The 17476-nt window shown below is 70.5% G+C and carries 15 protein-coding genes; 8 read left to right on the forward strand and 7 right to left on the reverse strand.

Features of this window, described 5'->3' with window-relative positions:
- Positions 1-13: 13 nt before the first annotated feature.
- Both IW248_RS31290 and IW248_RS33340 read right to left on the reverse strand, forming a co-directional pair.
- A complete protein-coding gene (locus tag IW248_RS31290) occupies positions 14-712 on the reverse strand; it encodes a class F sortase (protein WP_196929773.1) in 699 nt (232 codons plus the stop codon).
- A 1-nt stretch (position 713) separates the two neighbouring features.
- Positions 714-1877 (reverse strand): putative sodium/potassium/calcium exchanger, encoded by a 1164-nt coding sequence (locus tag IW248_RS33340; protein WP_231396508.1) that lies wholly within the window; start codon positions 1875-1877, stop codon positions 714-716.
- Between the two features lie 600 nt (positions 1878-2477).
- Here IW248_RS33340 and IW248_RS31300 point away from each other — a divergent pair.
- Positions 2478-4262 (forward strand): glycoside hydrolase family 6 protein, encoded by a 1785-nt coding sequence (locus tag IW248_RS31300; protein ID WP_196929774.1) that lies wholly within the window; start codon positions 2478-2480, stop codon positions 4260-4262.
- A 123-nt stretch (positions 4263-4385) separates the two neighbouring features.
- On the opposite strand, the gene IW248_RS31305 is transcribed toward IW248_RS31300, so the two are convergent.
- The 5 genes from IW248_RS31305 to IW248_RS31325 all read right to left on the reverse strand — a co-directional run bounded on the left by IW248_RS31305 (position 4386) and on the right by IW248_RS31325 (position 8754).
- A complete protein-coding gene (locus IW248_RS31305; RefSeq protein ID WP_124816101.1) occupies positions 4386-4772 on the reverse strand; it encodes a hypothetical protein in 387 nt (128 codons plus the stop codon).
- Between the two features lie 133 nt (positions 4773-4905).
- Positions 4906-5214, reverse strand: a complete 309-nt coding sequence (locus IW248_RS31310; RefSeq protein WP_196929775.1) for a hypothetical protein — start codon at positions 5212-5214, stop codon at positions 4906-4908.
- Between the two features lie 16 nt (positions 5215-5230).
- Positions 5231-6889, reverse strand: coding sequence for a sodium:solute symporter family protein (locus IW248_RS31315; protein ID WP_196929776.1), 1659 nt, complete (start codon positions 6887-6889; stop codon positions 5231-5233).
- A gap of 201 nt (positions 6890-7090) precedes the next feature.
- The gene (locus IW248_RS33955) at positions 7091-8149 is read right to left on the reverse strand and encodes a hypothetical protein (RefSeq protein ID WP_196929777.1); all 1059 of its coding nucleotides are present in this window, start codon (positions 8147-8149) and stop codon (positions 7091-7093) included.
- Positions 8150-8160: 11 nt separating this feature from the next.
- Positions 8161-8754: a hypothetical protein gene (locus IW248_RS31325; protein WP_124816094.1), complete on the reverse strand. Its 594-nt coding sequence runs from the start codon at positions 8752-8754 to the stop codon at positions 8161-8163.
- Between the two features lie 137 nt (positions 8755-8891).
- On the opposite strand from IW248_RS31325, the gene IW248_RS31330 reads away from it, so the two are divergent.
- The 7 genes from IW248_RS31330 to IW248_RS31360 all read left to right on the forward strand — a co-directional run bounded on the left by IW248_RS31330 (position 8892) and on the right by IW248_RS31360 (position 17388).
- On the forward strand, positions 8892-10379 hold the full coding sequence (locus IW248_RS31330) for a catalase (RefSeq protein WP_196929778.1): 1488 nt from the start codon (positions 8892-8894) through the stop codon (positions 10377-10379).
- 217 nt (positions 10380-10596) lie between these two features.
- Entirely contained in the window at positions 10597-12963 is a 2367-nt protein-coding gene (locus tag IW248_RS31335) for a sensor histidine kinase (protein ID WP_196929779.1), read from the forward strand.
- Positions 12963-13385 carry a roadblock/LC7 domain-containing protein gene (locus tag IW248_RS31340; protein ID WP_124821675.1) on the forward strand — a complete coding sequence of 141 codons (423 nt, stop codon included), beginning with the start codon at positions 12963-12965 and terminating at the stop codon, positions 13383-13385. Before IW248_RS31335 ends, IW248_RS31340 begins: the two co-directional genes overlap by 1 nt.
- The gene (locus tag IW248_RS31345; RefSeq protein WP_124821676.1) at positions 13375-13764 is read left to right on the forward strand and encodes a DUF742 domain-containing protein; all 390 of its coding nucleotides are present in this window, start codon (positions 13375-13377) and stop codon (positions 13762-13764) included. The genes IW248_RS31340 and IW248_RS31345 overlap by 11 nt, the downstream gene beginning before the upstream one ends.
- Positions 13745-14347 (forward strand): GTP-binding protein, encoded by a 603-nt coding sequence (locus IW248_RS31350; RefSeq protein WP_124821677.1) that lies wholly within the window; start codon positions 13745-13747, stop codon positions 14345-14347. Before IW248_RS31345 ends, IW248_RS31350 begins: the two co-directional genes overlap by 20 nt.
- Positions 14348-14434: 87 nt before the next feature.
- Positions 14435-15472 (forward strand): lactonase family protein, encoded by a 1038-nt coding sequence (locus IW248_RS31355; RefSeq protein WP_196929780.1) that lies wholly within the window; start codon positions 14435-14437, stop codon positions 15470-15472.
- Between the two features lie 158 nt (positions 15473-15630).
- Positions 15631-17388 (forward strand): substrate-binding domain-containing protein, encoded by a 1758-nt coding sequence (locus tag IW248_RS31360; RefSeq protein WP_196929781.1) that lies wholly within the window; start codon positions 15631-15633, stop codon positions 17386-17388.
- Positions 17389-17476: the final 88 nt, after the last annotated feature.

Consider the following 17476-nt stretch of genomic DNA (forward strand, 5'->3'; position numbering starts at 1 on the left):
CGTTCGTCGCGGGTCACGCCGCCAGGGTGGCGAAGACGACGATGTTGTCCGGGTAGCTCTTCGCGGCCGCGTCGAACTGACCGCCGCAGGTGACCACCCGCAGGCTGGGCCGGTCACTCGGTCCGTAGACCAACTCGGTGGGGAAGGCCGTCTTCGGGTACGACTTCACCGAGTCGACAGTGAAGGTGGCCGGCACTCCGTCGGCGCGGCGCACGGTGACGGTGTCGCCGGGGGTGAGAGCGCCGAGGTCGAAGAAGACGGCCGGGCCGAGCGCCGCCGAGTCCACGTGCCCGACGATGACCGCGTTGCCGGTCTCACCGGGGCTCGCACCGGGCTCGTACCACCCGGCCTGGTCGGCCTTGTCCAGCGGAGGGACCTGGACGGTGCCGTCCGGGTTGGTGCCCAACGACATGATCGTCGCGTCGACACCGATCCGGGGAATCTCGATGCTGGTTGGCGCCGAACGGGCGAGCCCCGCCGGCGCGTCCCCGACCTGCTGCCCGTCGGCCGGCGGGGCGTCGTCGGCGGTGCTCGCCGGCGCGGTCGCCTCGGGGCCGGCCTGAGCCAACGGCTGCGGCGGTCGGGGAGCGGGCGTGTCCTTCAGACTGGCGCCGATCATCCCGGCGCCGATCATGGCCATGGTGACGACGACGGCCGTGCCGGCGGCACGCCACGGTCTCCCGCGACGGCCGCCGGCCGGTGTCGTCGTCACGTCAGACGAGCGAACCATCGGTCCGCCGACGACGCATCAGCACGATCCCGCCCAGCGCGGCAGCGCCGAGCAGACCCGCTCCGCCGGTGGCCAGACCCCGGTCGGTGCCGGTGCTGACGCCGCCGTCACCACCGTCGACACCGCCGTGCGGCAGCACGACGAGCTCGCCCTCGCCGCACGAGCCCTTGAGCTCGTAGCGACCCGGCTTGGCGTCCTTGTCGACCTTGGCCTCGCCGTAGTAGACGAACTCGCGCTCCTTCTCCCAGCCCTTGTCGGAGCCGTTTTCGGAGCCGTGCTCGTCCTTGTTCTCCCAGCCCTTGTCCGAGTCGTACTCGGAGCCGTGCTCGTCCTTGTTCTCCCAGCCCTTGTCGGAGCCGTATTCCGAGCCGTGCTCGTCCTTGGACTCCGAGCCCTTGTCCGAGTCGTACTCGGAGCCGTGCTCGTCCTTGTTCTCCCAGCCCTTGTCGGAGCCGTATTCCGAGCCGTGCTCGTCCTTGTTCTCCCAGCCCTTGTCCGAGCCGTTCTCGGAGCCGTGCTCGTCCTTGGACTCCCAGCCCTTGTCGGAGCCGTGCTCGTCCTTGGACTCCCAGTCCTTCTTGTCACGGCTGTCTTCGGCGTCCTGGCCGTGCTCCTCGCCGTTCCAGTCCTTGCTGTCCTCGTCGCCGTAGGCGTCGGCAGCAGCGCCGCCACCCTGGCCGCCCTTGTCGTCCTTGCCCTTGTCGTCCTTGCCGTTCTCGTCCTTGCCCTTGTCGTCCTTGCCGTTCTCGTCCTTGCCTTCGTGGTCCTTGCCCTTGTCGTCCTTGCCTTCGTGGTCCTTGCCGTTCTCGTCCTTGCCCTCGTGGTCCTTGCCGTTCTCGTCCTTGCCCTTGTCGTGGTCGGAGGAGTTCTCCTCCTCGCGCCACTCGCGGTCCTCACCCCGGTCTTCCTGCGCCGGCTTGAGCTTGACCTTGCCGGTGACCTTGGACCACACGTACGCGTGCTCCTGCCGATCCGGGCAGATCTCGAGGAGCTTGACCTCGTCGCCGGCCTTCACGACGTGCGGCTTGGCGTAGACCTTGCCGTCGTCGTGGCCGTCGGCGAACGCGATCCCCGGTGCGAACACCAGGAGCGACGCGCCGCCGAGCGCGGCGCCCGCAACGACCTTCCCGAGCATCTTCTTAGCCATGACTCGCGTCACTCCATCCCTGTTGTCCTGAGCCCGGCGACAACCGAGCTAAGACCGACGTTAGACGGTTTCATGACTTATGAAGTGAAAGATTCGCGTTTTAACCTTTGATCCAAGTAAGAGGTGAAGGGGTGCTACGCGGCTTTCGCCGCGCTGAGCGCCGTCTCGGGCGGCGGGGGGCCATCTGGGTATGCCACGGCGTTCTGCGCTTGCCGTGCCCGGCCGACCTCGGTGATCCGGTAGCGGCGGCTCCGAGCGGCGCGTGCTGCTCGGGTCGACTCGGGGGTATCGTCCGAAACGGCCCCGCCAACGCATCGAGCCATTGCCATGGAAGCGCTCCCATGCAAGAATCGGCGAACGCGGTTCAGAGAGCCACACCGTGCAGGCAGGGGAGTCGAGGGCACCGGTTCACCGGGCGACATACCCGCCGCCGATCGACCGGCCGACGCATCGGCCGGGCACCATCACCACCATCGCCCGTCCGGGTCGGGCGCCCCCCAAAGAATCCCGTTGGCGCCGACGGCCGTCCGTGCAGGACGCCCATCGGGCCGTCCCGCCGGGCCGCACGTGGGCCCGGTCTCGCCCAAGGAGATCAGTGGCATGAATGTGTGGAGAAGGCTAACCGGCCCACGCCGGGCCCTCGCGCTCGCCGGCGCGGGTGCCCTGGTCGCCGGTGGGCTTGTAACGCTTCCGGGTACCGCGGCGCAGGCCGCGACGCAGTGCGACATCGCGTACACGAGCAACGACTGGCCCGGTGGTTTCACCGCGAGCGTCACCATCAAGAACGTCGGCGACGCGCTGAACGGCTGGACGCTGGGCTGGACCTTCGCCAACTCCAGCCAGCGGGTGCAGCAGGGCTGGTCGGCCACGTTCACCCAGTCCGGCAGCCAGGTCACCGCCCGGAGCCTGTCCTACAACGGCACCCTGGCCACCGGCGCGTCGACGAGCATCGGCTTCAACGGCGCTTGGAGCGGCAGCAACCCGAAGCCGACCTCGTTCACCCTGAACGGCGTGGTCTGCAACGGTGGCACCACCCCGCCGACCGACCCGCCGACTGACCCGCCGACTGACCCGCCGACCGACCCGCCGACGGATCCGCCGACCGATCCGCCCACCAACCCGCCGGGCACCAAGGTCGACAACCCGTACGCCGGCGTGCGCGGTTACGTGAACCCGGAGTGGAAGGCCAAGGCGGACGCCGAGACCGGCGGAAGCCGCGTCTCCAACAACCCCACCGCCGTCTGGCTGGACCGGATCGCCGCGATCAACGGCACGCCGGACAGCAGCTCCAACGGCGCCTTCGGCGTGAAGGAGCACCTGGACGAGGCGCTGCGCCAAGGTGCCGGCTACATCCAGTTCGTGATCTACAACCTGCCCGGCCGGGACTGCTCGGCCCTCGCCTCCAACGGTGAGCTGGGCCCGGACGAGCTGCCGAAGTACAAGGCCCAGTACATCGACCCGATCGCCGCCATCCAGGGTCAGTCGAAGTACAGCAGCCTGCGGATCGTCAACATCATCGAGATCGACTCGCTGCCGAACCTGGTCACCAACACGTCCGATCAGGCCGGCGGCACGGTCATGTGCGACACGGTCAAGGCCAACGGCGCCTACGTCAACGGTGTCGGCTACGCCCTCGCCAAGCTGGGCGCGATCGGCAACGTCTACAACTACATCGACGCCGGCCACCACGGCTGGCTCGGCTGGGACTCCAACTTCGTCCCGACCTCCAACATCCTGAAGACCGCCGCGGTCGCCTCCGGCAGCACTGTCAACAACGTGCACGGGTTCATCACCAACACCGCGAACTACTCGGCGCTGCAGGAGCCGCACTTCAAGGTCACCGACAACGTGAACGGCACGTCGGTGCGGCAGTCCAAGTGGGTCGACTGGAACTTCTACGTCGACGAGCTGTCGTTCGCCCAGGCGTTCCGCAACCAGCTGGTCTCGGTCGGCTTCAACTCCAACATCGGCATGCTTATCGACACCTCCCGTAACGGCTGGGGCGGCTCCGCCCGGCCCACCGGTCCGGGCGCGACGACGAGCGTCGACACCTACGTCAACGGCGGCCGCATCGACCGCCGGGCCCACCTCGGCAACTGGTGCAACCAGGCTGGTGCCGGTCTCGGTGAGCGGCCCCGGGCCACCCCGGCGACGGGCATCGACGCCTACGTCTGGGTGAAGCCGCCGGGTGAGTCGGACGGCTCCAGCAAGGAGATCCCGAACAACGAGGGCAAGGGCTTCGACCGGATGTGCGACCCGACGTACGGCGGTAACGCCCGCAACGGCAACAACCCGTCCGGGGCGCTCGGCGACGCGCCGATCTCCGGTGCGTGGTTCTCCGCGCAGTTCCAGGAGCTCATGCGCAACGCCTACCCGGCGCTCTGATCGGGTAGCTCACGCACCAACCCGCTGCCAGTGGTTGGTGAGGCACTGTTGGCAGCAGGTTCCCCCGGGTCCCCGGCTCGACCGTCACAGGTCGGGTCGGGGACCCCCCCTTCGCGGGCGCGATCAGGGCACCGTGCGTTCGATCGCCGCCCGGCCCTGCTCGGCCAGGTCACGGCGGGCCTTGTCCAGGTTCTCCGGTGTCAGGTCCTGGCCGCGGGCCATCACCAGGTCCTCCGGCTCCCAGGGCTGTTCGCCCCCGGTGCGGATGTTGTCCCCACCAGCACCGGTGCCCGTCCCGGTCGCCCCGGTACCGGCAGCGTACGGGTCGCCGATCAGCTCGTCGGTGTCCGGCGCGAGGTCGGCCGGTCGGCTGCGGGGTTCGGCGAAGCCCGGCGTGTCCCGGTCCGGGCCACCTCCGGTCCGCAGCTGCGGCACGGTGGCGTCATCATCCACCGCCGAGGCCACCTCGGGGCTGTCCTCCAACGGCGGTTGGCGATCGCGATCGGTCATGGTGCTGCCTCCTGTGTCCGACACGGTGCCTGATTTCCCTCACGTACCCCTTCGTGCCGCGCCCATGCCGCACGGCCCGGCGGTCAGGCCGGGCCGTGCTCATGCCGTGGGGTCGGGCCGGGCGGCCCGGCGGTCAGGCGTCGGGTTGCTGCTCGTTCGGGGCCGGCGCATCGGCTGGGCGCAGCCACTGCCAGAGCAGCATGAGCAGACCGAACACGAGCATCGCCAGCCCGGCCCACAGGTTGATCCGGACGCCTTCGGCCTTGTCGATCTCGGCCCGGCTGTCGAAGATGCCGATCAACGTCACGATGATCCCGTACGCGACGAAGAGGCCGCCGATCACCCGGCGGATGTCGAACAGCCGGGCCGCGGCGGAGCGCCGCTGCTCCGCCTGCGTGTCGTCGATCAGCGGGTCCTGTGCCGGCTGGCCATCGTTGCTCATCTGCCGACCCCTTTCCTTAGAAGACCGGGATGTAGAAGAGGGCGGCCAGCGCGACCGCGATCAGACCGAGCAGCACCGGAGAGCGGTACCAGACGGCGTCCCCGGCGAGCACGTCGCCCTTCAGGTCGACACCGCCCATGCCGTACACCAGCCCGCGCAACTCCTCGTCCCGCTTGGGTGAGGTGAGCGGGGTGACGATCGCGGCGACCACCACCGCCGTGACGAACGCCAGACCGGCACCCCAGAAGCTCTCCTCCAGGTCGGAGTTGAAATCGACCACACCGCCCTTGTAGAGCAGGTAGAGGCTCAGCGACACCAGGGTGCCGAGCAGCAGTGACCAGAAGCCGGCCAGGGCGCTCATCCGCTTCCAGAACATGCCGATGATGAAGGTGGCGAACAGCGGCGCGTTGAAGACGGAGAAGAGCGCCTGGATGTAGTTCATGATGTTGCTGAACCCGGCCGCGATGAACGCGGTGCCGATCCCGATCACCACGGCGGCGACCGTCGCCCACCGGCCGACCCGCAGGTAGTACTCGTCCGACCGGTCACGGCGGACGTACGCCTGCCAGATGTCGTAGGTGAAGACGGTGTTGAAGCCGCTCACGTTTGCCGCCATGCCGGCCATGAACGAGGCGAGCAGCCCGGTGACCGCCACCCCGAGCACGCCGTTCGGGAGCAGGTCGCGCATCAGCAGCGGGATGGCGTTGTTGTACTGCAGGTCGCCGCTCTCCGCGCCGAGGCCCTTCACCGTGACCAGGGCCACCAGGCCGGGGATGATCGTGACCAGGGGAATGAACAACTTCGGGTACGCGGCGATGATCGGCGTACGCCGGGCGGCGCTCATGTTCTTGGCCGAGAGGGCCCGCTGCACCTCGGCGAAGTTCGTCGTCCAGTAGCCGAACGACAGCACGAAGCCGAGGCCGAAGACGATGCCGATCCAGTGCGCGCCCAGCGGGTTGGCGGTGCTGCCGGTGTCCTGCCACGCGTGCAGGCCCGCCTCGCCGAGTTTGGTGTCGCCGACCGCGTCCATCAGGCCGTTCCATCCGCCGACCTTGACCAGGCCGATCACGGTGACCGGGATGAGGCCGGCGAGGATGACGAAGAACTGGAGCACCTCGTTGTAGATCGCCCCGGACAGGCCGCCGATGGTGATGTACGCCAGCACGATCGCCGCGCCGACCACGATCGCGGTCCAGAGCGGCCAGCCGAGCAGCGCCTGCATGACGAGGGCCAGTGCGTAGAGGTTGACGCCGGCGATCAGCACCTGGGCGACGGCGAAGCTGATCGCGTTGAGCAGGTGGGTGGGGCGGTTGAACCGCAGCCGCAGGTACTCCGGCACGCTGCGGACCTTGGAGCCGTAGTAGAAGGGCATCATCACGATGCCCAGGAACACCATCGCGGGGACCGCGCCGATCCAGTAGTAGTGGACCGTCATCACGCCGTACTGGGCCCCGTTCGCGGCCATTCCGATGATCTCCAACGCGCCCAGGTTCGCCGAGACGAAGGCGAGGCCGGTCACCCAGGCCGGCAGGGAGCGGCCGGAGAGGAAGAAGTCGACGCTGGTCCGGATCGCCCGGCGCGCGGCGAAACCGACCCCGAGGACGGTGACGAAGTACAGCGCCAGAATCAGGTAATCGAGGCCGTTCATGTTGAGCCGAAGACCGTCGCCGTCCATCCCGTCACCCCTCGTCCCGACGTCCGCGCTGGTTGGTGCGCGCGCGCCCTATTACCCAGTCCGAGCGGTTTCACTCCCGAAGGTAGGGCCCGTCGCGTTCGGCCCCGGCCGGGCGTTCTCGCACGAGCTGGCCGTACCCGTCGGCGCACAAGAAGGCGCCCCGGCCGTGACGGCCGGGGCGCCAGTTGTCGGTCGGGTTGCTCAGCGACCGAGCACGCGGTCCAGGAAGTCCCGGTAGTTGCGGACGGCCATCCGCAGCTGCTCGGTGTCGGCCGAGCCGGCGTCCTGCCACCCGCCCAGCGTGGTCTTCTGCGCGGCCAGCGCCGAGGAGAGGGCCTGGATGGCCTCCTCCACCAGCGACTGCGCCTCGCCGGCAGCGGCCTGCGGGTCGTCGACGAAACGCAGCTGCACGTCCCGCCAGCGCTCCCGGAAGCCCTGCGCGGTGTCCGTGTCGAGGAGCGTGGCCGGCTCGGCCGCGACTGTCGACCCGGCGGGCAGGGATCTTCCGGCGGACTCCAGCGTGGGGCTGGTGTCGTCGCCGGGGACCGGTTCGCCGTCCGCGTCCGGGTCGACCATCTCCGGTGTCGCACTGCCGTAGCCGGCCGCGCCCGCCGTGGCGGCGTCCCGGTCGCCGGTCAGATCGCTGCGCCGCTCGGGGGCGCCGTCCGTACTCCCCGGCGGGACGACGGTCCGCGCGGACGTGTCCGCGTCGGCGCGGTCGTCGAGGTCCGTACGGTCGTCGACGTCCGTGCGGTCGTCGACGTCTGCGCTGTCGTCGTCGACGTCCGTGTCGCGGCGGTGCAGCTCGGCGGTGGGGTCGGCGCGCAGGCCTTCCCGCTCGCCGTCCTCGGCGCCGTCGCCCGGCTGGGCGGTCCGCTCGGCCCGGGGGTCCGGCTGATCCTGCGGGCGTGGGCTGGCCAGCGCGGAGGCGGCCACCGCGTCGGCGACCGTGGTGGCCCCGAACGTGGTCGGCAGCGGCCCCGGCTCGTGGAAACCGCCGTCGTCGGTGGACCGGTCGTCGCGCCGGTGGCGCGGGTCGGAGTCGTCGGTCAGCTCGTCGTCGGCCGGGTCGTACGCGGCGTCCCGGTCGGTGTCGTCGGTCCGCTCGTGGCCGGTGGTCTGGTTGTCGAAGGTGCCCCGGTCGTCGAGGGCGTCCTCAGGGACGTCGGAGCGGCCAGCCCGGTCGTCGGCCGGGGGTACCGGCGCGGACCGGACGGCCTCCGGGTGGTCGTTGCTCACCTGCTGCTCTTCCTGGCGCATGGGTGGCCTCCTCAGCGGCTCGTGGCGTCGTGGTCCGGGTGGTGGCGCTGTTCGGGCGTGCGGTGGCCGACCGGCTCCTCGCCCAGCAGGTCGGCGAAGAGTGCGCGGTAGTGCACGACCGCCTGCCGCAGCTCCTCGGTGTTGGCCTCGCCCCGGGAGTTGCGCAGGTGGATCTCGTGCGCGTCCCGGTAGTTGGTCAGCGTGCGGGCGTGCTCGACGGAGAGGTGGGCGATCTGGTCGGAGAAGTCGCCGGTCGGGTAGCCCTGCTCCTCGATGAGCCGGGTGACCAGTTCGTCCGCGTCGCCCACGGTCTCGCCGGGGGAGTCGATGAAGCGGACCTGGAGTTCCTCCCAGGCGGCGGCGTACCGGGCCCGGGACTCCGGGCTCAGCGGGGTGAGCGTGAGCTCGGCATGCCGGCGTTCCCGGTCGCGCAGTTCGCGCTCGGCGGCGGACCGGCTGTCCTGTTCCGCCACCACCCGGTCGTACTCCGGCCCGAACCGGTTGCGCAGCGAGCGACGGCTGTTGAGCGAGCGGGCGGCCACGGCCAACGCCGCGACGATCACCAGCACGACGAGCACGATGACGATTATCTGCGTGGGCGACATGGGCTCCTCCTTCGTCTTCTGGTATTCCCTCCGCGCAGTGATCGCCAATCCCGATCCGAGGCACTTTCCTGATGAGGGCCACAACTGCCCGGCTACCAAAACTTGACTCATTCCAGAAAAGGCGGTTGGGTGGGGCGATGCACCCACAGACCAGCAAGCCGATCCTCACCACCCGGCAGGGTCACCCCGTGCACAACAACCAGCAGCAGCGGACGGTGGGCTCGCGCGGCCCCGCCACGCTGGAGAACTACCACTTCCTCGAGAAGATCAGTCATTTCGACCGGGAGCGGATCCCGGAGCGGGTGGTGCATGCGCGCGGTTTCGTCGCACACGGCGAGTTCGAGGCGTACGGGACGATCGGCGACGAGCCGGCCGCGACGTACACCCGGGCCAAGCTGTTCCAGGTCAAGGGCAGGAAGACTCCGGTGAGCCTGCGCTTCTCCACGGTCATCGGCGGCCGGGACTCCTCCGAGGCCACCCGCGACCCGCGTGGCTTCGCCGTGAAGTTCCGCACCGAGGACGGCAACTGGGATCTGGTCGGCAACAACCTGCCGGTCTTCTTCATCCGTGACGCGATCAAGTTTCCCGACGTCATCCACTCGCTGAAGCCGGACCCGGTGACCTTCCGTCAGGAACCGAACCGGATCTTCGACTTCATGTCCAACACCCCCGAGTCGATGCACATGCTGACCTGGCTGTTCAGCCCACGCGGCATCCCGGCCAACTACCGGATGCAGGACGGCTTCGGCGTGAACACCTACCGGATGGTCAACGCCGCGGGCGAGGGCGTGCTGGTCAAGTACCACTGGAAGTCGCAGCAGGGCATCGAGTCGCTGACCGAGGAGCAGGCCGCCGCCATCCAGGCGAGGGAGTTGGGTCACGCCTCCAAGGACCTCTACGAGGCCATCGAGCGCGGCGAGTGCCCCCGGTGGGAGCTGCACGTCCAGATCATGAGCGACGACGAGCACCCGGAGCTGGACTTCGACCCGCTGGACGACACCAAGACCTGGCCCGAGGACGTGTTTCCGCTGCGCCCGGTCGGCATGATGACGCTCAACCGCAACGTGAGCAACGTCCACAACGAGAACGAGCAGATCGCGTTCGGCACCGGCGTGCTTGTCGACGGCCTGGACTTCTCCGACGACAAGATGCTTGTCGGACGGACATTCTCCTATTCGGACGCCCAGCGCTACCGGGTCGGCCCGAACTACCTCCAGCTGCCGATCAACGCGCCGCGCGAGGACGTACAGGTCAACACCAACCAGGACGGCGGCCAGATGTCGTACGGGGTGGACAACCGGGCCGGTAACCCGCACATCAACTTCGAGCCGTCGTCGGTGGCCGGTCTCGACCAGGCCGACGAGTCGTACCGGGAGTACCGGCCGTTCGTCTCGGGTCAGGTCATGCGCGCGCCGATCGAGCGGCAGAACAACTACGGCCAGGCCGGGGAGCGCTTCCGCACCATGCCGCAGTGGGAGCGCGACGACCTGGTGAAGAACCTGGTCAACCTGTTGGGACAGTGCGACAAGCACATCCAGCAGGAAATGGTCTGGCACTTCAGCCAGTGCGACGACGCCTACGGTCGGCGGGTCGCCGAGGGCCTCGGCATCGCCGACCACGCCTGATCCCGACCGTTCGTCGCCGGCTCCGCCGTTCCCACCCGCCGCACATCCCGGAGCGTCGATGTCGGCGCGACGGGCGGTAGTGCAACGGCCCTCGATTACGTATCCTGCCCAAGGCGCCCGCGCCGGTGCCCGGCGATGCGGCCGGGCGCGCAGTCGGCCGGCGCGTTGCCCGGCAGTGCCGGCACCCCTCCTGCCACCCCTGTACGGGCGAGGTCTGATGAGAACCCGCGACTGGCCGATCCGCTCGAAGCTGACCGCGTTGGTCGTCGCGCCGGTGACCGCCCTCCTGGCACTGTGGATCTTCGCGACCACCCTGACCTTCGGTCCCGCCCTGAACCTGCTCTCCGCCCGCACCCTGCTGTACGACCTGGGCCGCCCCGGCGAGACCGTGGTCACCGAGCTGCAACGGGAACGCCGGCTCTCGGCGGTGCAGCTCGCCGGCAGCACCGAGCTGCCCGCACTCGCCGAGCAGCGCGGGCGCACCGACCGGGCCGTCGCCGAACTACGCCGCCGGGTGGACGGGGAGCCCCTGCGCGACGCCGCGGACGACCTGCTGGAATCCCGGGTCGACCAGCTGGTCAACGCCCTGGCGGCGCTACCCAGCGGGCGGAAGTTCATCGACGACCGCAAAGTGGACCGGGCCGGCGCGATCGGCCTGTACAGCGGCATGGTCTCCGCGGCCTTCCAGGCGTTCGCCGGCATGGCGACCCTGACCGACCCGGACATCAACCGGCAGGCACTGGCGCTCACCGCGCTGGGACGCTCCCGGGAACTGCTCGGCCAGAGCGACGCGCTGCTGGCCGGCGCGCTGACCGCAGGGCGGTTCGCCGAGGGGGAACACACCCAACTCGTACAGGCCATCGGCAACCAACGGTGGCTCACCGAGAGCGCCCTGGCCGACCTGCCCGAGAGCGGCCGGGCCGCGTACCAGCGGTTGACCGAGGGTGAGGCGTTCACCCGGCTGCGCACGATGCAGGACGCGTTGGTCGTACCCAACCGGTCCGGCCGCCCCGCGGTCGACGCGGCGTCCTGGCAGGCCAGCCAGGACGCGGTGCAGCAGCAGTTGCGGGACTTCGAGCTGTCCGAGGCCGACGCCCTCACCGACCGTTCGGTGCCGATGGCGGTCCGCATCCTGGTGCGGCTGGCCGCCGCCGGCGTGCTCGGACTCATCGCCGTGGTCGTCTCGGTGCTGGTGGCGCTGCGGGTCGGCCGGACCCTGGTCCGGCGGCTCAGCGGCGTCCGCACCGCCGCGCTGGAGCTGGCCGAGCACCGGCTGCCCGACGTGGTGACCCGGCTGCGCCGTGGCGAGCAGGTCGACGTCGCCCGGGAGGCGCCGCCGCTGGAGTACGGCCACGACGAGATCGGCGAGGTCGGGCGCGCCTTCACCGAGGTGCAGCGCACCGCCGTCCAGGCCGCGGTGGACGAGGTCACCCTGCGTCGCGGGCTCAACGAGGTCTTCCTCAACATCGCCCGACGGAGCCAGAGCCTGGTGCACCGTCAGCTGCACCTGCTGGACCGGATGGAGCGACGTAGCGAGGACCCGGACGAACTGGCCGAGCTGTTCCAGGTCGACCACCTGGCCACCCGGCTCCGCCGGCACGCCGAGGACCTGGTCATCCTCGCCGGCTCCGCACCCGGCCGGGGTTGGCGAAACCCGGTCGCGATGGTCGACCTGATCCGCGGCGCGATCTCCGAGGTCGAGGCGTACGAACGGGTGGACGTCACCGCCGTGCAGCCGGCCGGCGTGCTCGGGCGGGCGGTCGGCGACGTCATCCACCTGCTCGCCGAGCTGGTCGAGAACGCCACAGCCTTCTCCCCGCCCGACACCCGGGTCACCGTCAGCGGGACGCAGGTGGCCAACGGGTACGCCCTGGAGATCACCGATCAGGGGCTGGGCATGTCGGACGCGGCGCTGGAGACCGCCAACACCCGGCTGGCCAGCTCGCCCGAGTTCGACCCGGCGCAGAGCGCCCGGCTCGGCCTGTTCGTGGTGGCCCGGTTGGCGGCCCGGCACGGCGTACGGGTGGGGTTGCGCCCCTCCGGGGCGGGCGGCGTGACCGCCGTGGTGCTGATCCCCGGCGACCTGGTCACCACCGAGCCGCCGGCCGGCCCCGACCCGGCCACGCTCGGCGCCGCGTCGGCCGACCCGAGCCGGCGGCTGGCTCGGACGGCGCGCCGGGGCGCTGTGACCCGCCCCCGTACCCGCCCGCCGACCGCCCCGTCCGCCAGCACGGCCCCGCCCGCCCCGCCCACCGGAGCGCCGACCTTGGCCACTCCGCCTGTCGATGGGCGCGAGGAGGGGGCGGCGACCTCCGACGAGCCGGGGGACGAGCTGGATGGCCTGCCCCGCCGGGTGCGACGTCGTACCCCCGCCGCCCAACCCCGGTCGACAGTCACCGATACGCCGTCGCCCCGCTCGCCGGAGGAGGTCCGTCAGGTGATGGCGGCGCTGCAGGCCGGCACGGCGCGCGGACGCGCCACCGCCATCACCCCGACTGCACCGCCGGCGGCCACCGGCCCGGCGGTCCCCACCGATCCGCCGACGATCCCTGAACCCCCGACCGTGACTGAGAGGGACGCCTAGTGCCGCATTCGACGAAGCAGAGCGCCGGCCTCGACTGGTTGCTCGACGAACTGGTGCAACGGGTACCGGCTGCCCGGGAGGCGGTGGTGCTCTCCGCCGACGGCCTGCTGCTCGGCTGCTCGGCCGAGTTGGAGCGCTCCGACGCCGAGCACCTCTGTGCGCTCGCCGCCGGCTTCTCCAGCCTCGCCCGGGGCGCCAGCCGGCACGTGGACGGCGGCCCGGTCCGGCAGACAGTGGTGGAGATGGAGGCGGCGTACCTCTTCGTCACCGCTGCCGGGCAGGGTGCCTGCCTGGCCGTCGTGAGCGACGCCGACGCGGACATCGGGCTGGTCGCGTACGAGATGGCGATGCTGGTGATCCGGGTGGGGGAGAGCCTCGCCGCGCCGGCCCGACCGGCGGCGGGTGCCGGAGATGCGGACTGAGCCGCCCGGGCCGCAGCACGAGTGGCTGGACGCCGCAGCCGGCCCGGTGATGCGCCCGTACACGCTCACCGGAGGCCGCGTACGCTCCGCCGTCGACAATTTCAACCTGGTCGCGTTCGTGTTGGCCGGTTCGGACGTCGACGCGGCGAGCCAGTCGCGCCTGCCGCCGGAGCATCGACGGCTGGTCGCGTTGGCCCACCGGCCGGTGTCGGTGGCCGAATTGGCAGCCGAGTTGGACCTCGCGGTCGGCGTGGTCCGGGTACTGCTCGGTGATCTCCTCACCCAGGGCCTGATCGCGGTGCACGAGCCGCCGACCGCCGGCATCCTTCCCGACGACGACATCCTCAAGGCGGTGGTCAGTGGACTCCGTGCGCTATGACCAGGTGGGCACCAGCACCAGCATCCCGCTGGCACTGAAGATCCTCATCGCGGGAGGCTTCGGGGCTGGCAAGACGACCTTGGTGAGCGCCCTGAGCGAGGTCCGACCGTTGCAGACCGAGGAGGTGCTCACCGGTGCCGGGATCGGCACCGACGACATCTCCGGCGTGGAGGGCAAGTCCACCACCACTGTGGCGATGGATTTCGGCCGGATCACCATCAACGACGACCTTCAGGTCTACCTGTTCGGCACGCCGGGTCAGGACCGGTTCTGGTTCCTCTGGGACGAGTTGGCCTTCGGCGCGCTCGGCGCGGTGGTGCTCGCCGACACCCGGAGGCTGGCCGACTGCTTCCCCTCCATCGACTATTTCGAGCAGCGCGGCATCCCGTTCGTGGTGGGCGTGAACTGCTTCGACGATTCCCGCCGGTTCAACCTGGAGACCGTACGCCGAGCGCTGGACCTGGACCCGGACGTGCCGATGGTGCTCTGCGACGCCCGGGACCGGCAGTCCGGGAAGATGGTGTTGATCTCTCTGGTGGAGCATGTCGCCCGACAGCGCGGCGAGCCGGTGCCGACGGCCTGAGAACCGGGCCGGAAAGCCGGTTAACGGGCGGGCAACGCGGGCAGCCTCTGGTTGGATCAACGAAGGATGCCGGCGGAGGAGTGGGACGTGAGCGGTCAGGGTGAGGTCGTCCACATCGGGGGTTACACCGCGCAGAGTGGCGGACGGGGCAGCGGCATCGTCGCGGCACGTCGGGACCCGACCACCGGGGCGCTGACCCCGCTCGGCACGGTCGCGGTCACCCCGTCCCCCTCCTTCCTGGCGCGGCACCCCGCCCAGCCGGTGCTCTACGCGGTCAACGAGCTGGCGGACGGGGAGATCAACGCCTGGCAGGTCGGGGCGGACGGCGCGCTGGACCCGCTCGGCAGCCGGTCGACCGGCGGCGCCGAGCCCTGCCACCTGGCGGTGCTAGCCGGCGGCGATCACCTGCTGGCGGCCAACTACGGCAGCGGCAGCATCGCGGTCTTCCCGCTCGACCCGGAGGGCGTGCCCGGCGAGCGCACCGACCTGGTGGTGCACGAGGGGCACGGTCCCGACCCGGAGCGCCAGGACCACGCCCACGCCCACATGGTCTCGCCGGGGGCGGGCCGCGGGCCGATCTTCGCCGTGGATCTCGGCACCGACTCGGTCTATCGGTACGACCTGGACGACGCCACCGGACGACTGGTGCCGCGTGCCCCGCGGATCCGTACGGCGCCCGGGACCGGCCCTCGGCACCTGGCCCGGCACCCGGACGGACGGCGCTGCTACCTCGTCGGTGAGCTGGACGCCTCGGTCACCGCGTACGAGGTGACCGACGACGGCGCGTGGCACCAGCGCGGGCGGGTCGAGGCGAGCGAGCGCGCCGGTCACGTCCAGCCGTCGGAGGTCACGGTCGCCCCGGACGGCCGCTTCCTCTACGTCGCCAACCGTGGGGTGGGAACCGTGGCGGTTTTCAGCCTGGGCGGGGAGTTGCCCGAGCTGGTGGCCGAAGTGGACACCGGCGGCGAGTGGCCTCGGCACTTCGCTCTGATCGGGGAGCACCTCTACGTCGCCGACGAGCGGGCCGACATGGTGCGGGTGTTCCGGCGCGACGCCGACACCGGCGTTCCGGAAGCGGTCGGCGAGCCGGTGCCGGTGCCGAGCCCGACGTGCGTGCTGCCCTGAACGATGATTCAAGAGACGCGAGTGCTGCACTGATTCGGCAACGCCGTGAGGCTGCTACGTCACTCTGTGTTGCAAAAAGGTGGTCAACTGTTTCTCCTCCGTAACTTTAGTCCGAACGGATGTGGCAGAGACGGCACCTAGTACGCAAGATGGTCACCGTGTCAGCAGGCCGCCATCGCATGCGTTCGAAACTCCACCTAGCCGCCGCCGCCGCAACGGTGGGGGTGCTCGTCGTGACGACGGGCGCGTGGTTCGGCTATCGGGAGTTGATCCAGCCCAGTTGCTCGGGCGAGATCCGGCTCGCCGTGGCGGTCGCCTCCGAGCTCGCGCCGGCGGTGGACGCCGCCGCGTCCCAGTGGGTGAAGGACGGCGCCGCGGTAGGCCCGACGTGCATCCGAGTCGACGTCTCCGCGTCCGACCCGGTGGACGTGGCGGCCGTGGTGGCGGCCAAGCACGGCGCTGTGCTGGCCGGCGTGGGCCAGGCCAGTGGCACCGCCGTCAGCCCCGACGTGTGGGTGCCCGACTCCTCGACCTGGCTGCTGCGGTTGAAGAAGGACGCGACGGCGTTCGCTCCGACCAACGGCGCGTCCATCGCGCGCAGCCCCATCGTCGTCGCGATGCCCGAGCCGATCGCCACCCGGCTGGGCTGGCCGGACAAGAAGTTCAACTGGACCGACCTTCTCAAGCAGGTCAACAACACGAGCGCGCCGCTGCGGACCGGGATCGTCGAGCCGACCCGCGACGCTGCCGGCCTGTCCGGTCTGCTCTCGCTGACCGCGGCCGCCAACGGCGCCGGCGGCGACGCCCAGCGCAACACCGTCGGCGCGCTCCGCGCACTGGCCACCGGGCGCTCCTCGCTCCGCAACGACCTGCTGGCCCGCTTCCCGACGGCCAACGACTCGACGTCCATCGCCAGTGGTCTCGGCGCGGCGGCGCTGTCCGAAGAAGACGTGATCGCGTACAACAGCAAGAAGCCGCCGGTGCCGCTCGCCGCGCTCTACATGGAGCCGGCGCCGATGCCGCTGGACTACCCGTACGCGGTGCTGCCCGGCATCGAGCCGAGCAAGGCGTCGGCGGCCAAGGTGCTGTTCGAGCTGCTCACCAGCCCGACCTTCCGTAACCGGCTCGCCGCGCAGTCGCTGCGCGCGCCGGACGGCAACTGGGGCGAGGGTTTCAAGGCGCCGCAGGGTGCTCCGAGCCCGGCCGGCGGCGCGCCCACCGCGCCGGCGAACGGCGGCACCGCGGCGGGTGGCCTGGACCCGGCCGCCATCCAGCGGGTCGTCTCCAGCTGGTCGATCGCCACCCAGTCCGGTCGGATGCTGGCCGTCATCGACGTCTCCGGCTCGATGAAGGACCCGGTGCCCAGCGCCAACAACCGCAGCCGGGAAGAGGTCACCGTCGACGCGGCCCGTCGCGGCCTCGGCCTCTTCGACGACTCCTGGTCGATCGGTCTGTGGACCTTCTCCACCCAGCTCGTCGGCAACCGGGACTACCGGGAGTTGGTCCCCATCGGGCCGCTCTCCGGCCAGCGGGCCCAGTTGGAGGGCGCGCTCGCCACCGTCAAGCCCTCCAGCGGTGACACCGGCCTCTACGACACCATGCTGGCCGCGTACCAGGCGGTGCAGGAGAACTGGCAGCCCGGTCGGGTCAACTCGATCGTGCTGTTCACCGACGGCAAGAACGAGGACGACAACGGCCTCAACCAGCAGCAGTTGCTCGCCAAGCTCAAGCAGGCCGCCGACCCGGAGCGGCCGGTCCAGGTCATCATGATCGGCATCGGTGAGGGTGTCAGCAAGGCAGAGCTGGAGTCGATCACCAAGGTGACCGGTGGCGACGTCTTCGTCACCAAGGACCCGAGCGAGATCGGCAGCATCTTCCTCAGCGCCATCGCGCGGCGCCCACCCGCACCGCGCTGATCCGACGCTCAAGACGTCGAAGGGCCTGCCGTACCGTCGATTCGGTATGGCAGGCCCCCTTTCGGCCACCAGGCTGTTGAGGAAAAGT

Source organism: Micromonospora ureilytica (genome assembly GCF_015751765.1).
GTDB classification, from domain to species: Bacteria; Actinomycetota; Actinomycetes; order Mycobacteriales; family Micromonosporaceae; genus Micromonospora; species Micromonospora ureilytica.

Coding starts and splice junctions, on each gene's coding strand:
- IW248_RS31300 (WP_196929774.1), top strand. CDS start 2,478: ATGAATGTGTGGAGAAGGCTAACCGGCCCACGCCGGGCCCTCGCGCTC.
- IW248_RS33955 (WP_196929777.1), bottom strand. CDS start 8,149: ATGCGCCAGGAAGAGCAGCAGGTGAGCAACGACCACCCGGAGGCCGTC.
- IW248_RS31315 (WP_196929776.1), bottom strand. CDS start 6,889: ATGGACGGCGACGGTCTTCGGCTCAACATGAACGGCCTCGATTACCTG.
- IW248_RS31325 (WP_124816094.1), bottom strand. CDS start 8,754: ATGTCGCCCACGCAGATAATCGTCATCGTGCTCGTCGTGCTGGTGATC.
- IW248_RS31345 (WP_124821676.1), top strand. CDS start 13,375: ATGCGGACTGAGCCGCCCGGGCCGCAGCACGAGTGGCTGGACGCCGCA.
- IW248_RS33340 (WP_231396508.1), bottom strand. CDS start 1,877: ATGGCTAAGAAGATGCTCGGGAAGGTCGTTGCGGGCGCCGCGCTCGGC.
- IW248_RS31310 (WP_196929775.1), bottom strand. CDS start 5,214: ATGAGCAACGATGGCCAGCCGGCACAGGACCCGCTGATCGACGACACG.
- IW248_RS31305 (WP_124816101.1), bottom strand. CDS start 4,772: ATGACCGATCGCGATCGCCAACCGCCGTTGGAGGACAGCCCCGAGGTG.
- IW248_RS31330 (WP_196929778.1), top strand. CDS start 8,892: ATGCACCCACAGACCAGCAAGCCGATCCTCACCACCCGGCAGGGTCAC.
- IW248_RS31335 (WP_196929779.1), top strand. CDS start 10,597: ATGAGAACCCGCGACTGGCCGATCCGCTCGAAGCTGACCGCGTTGGTC.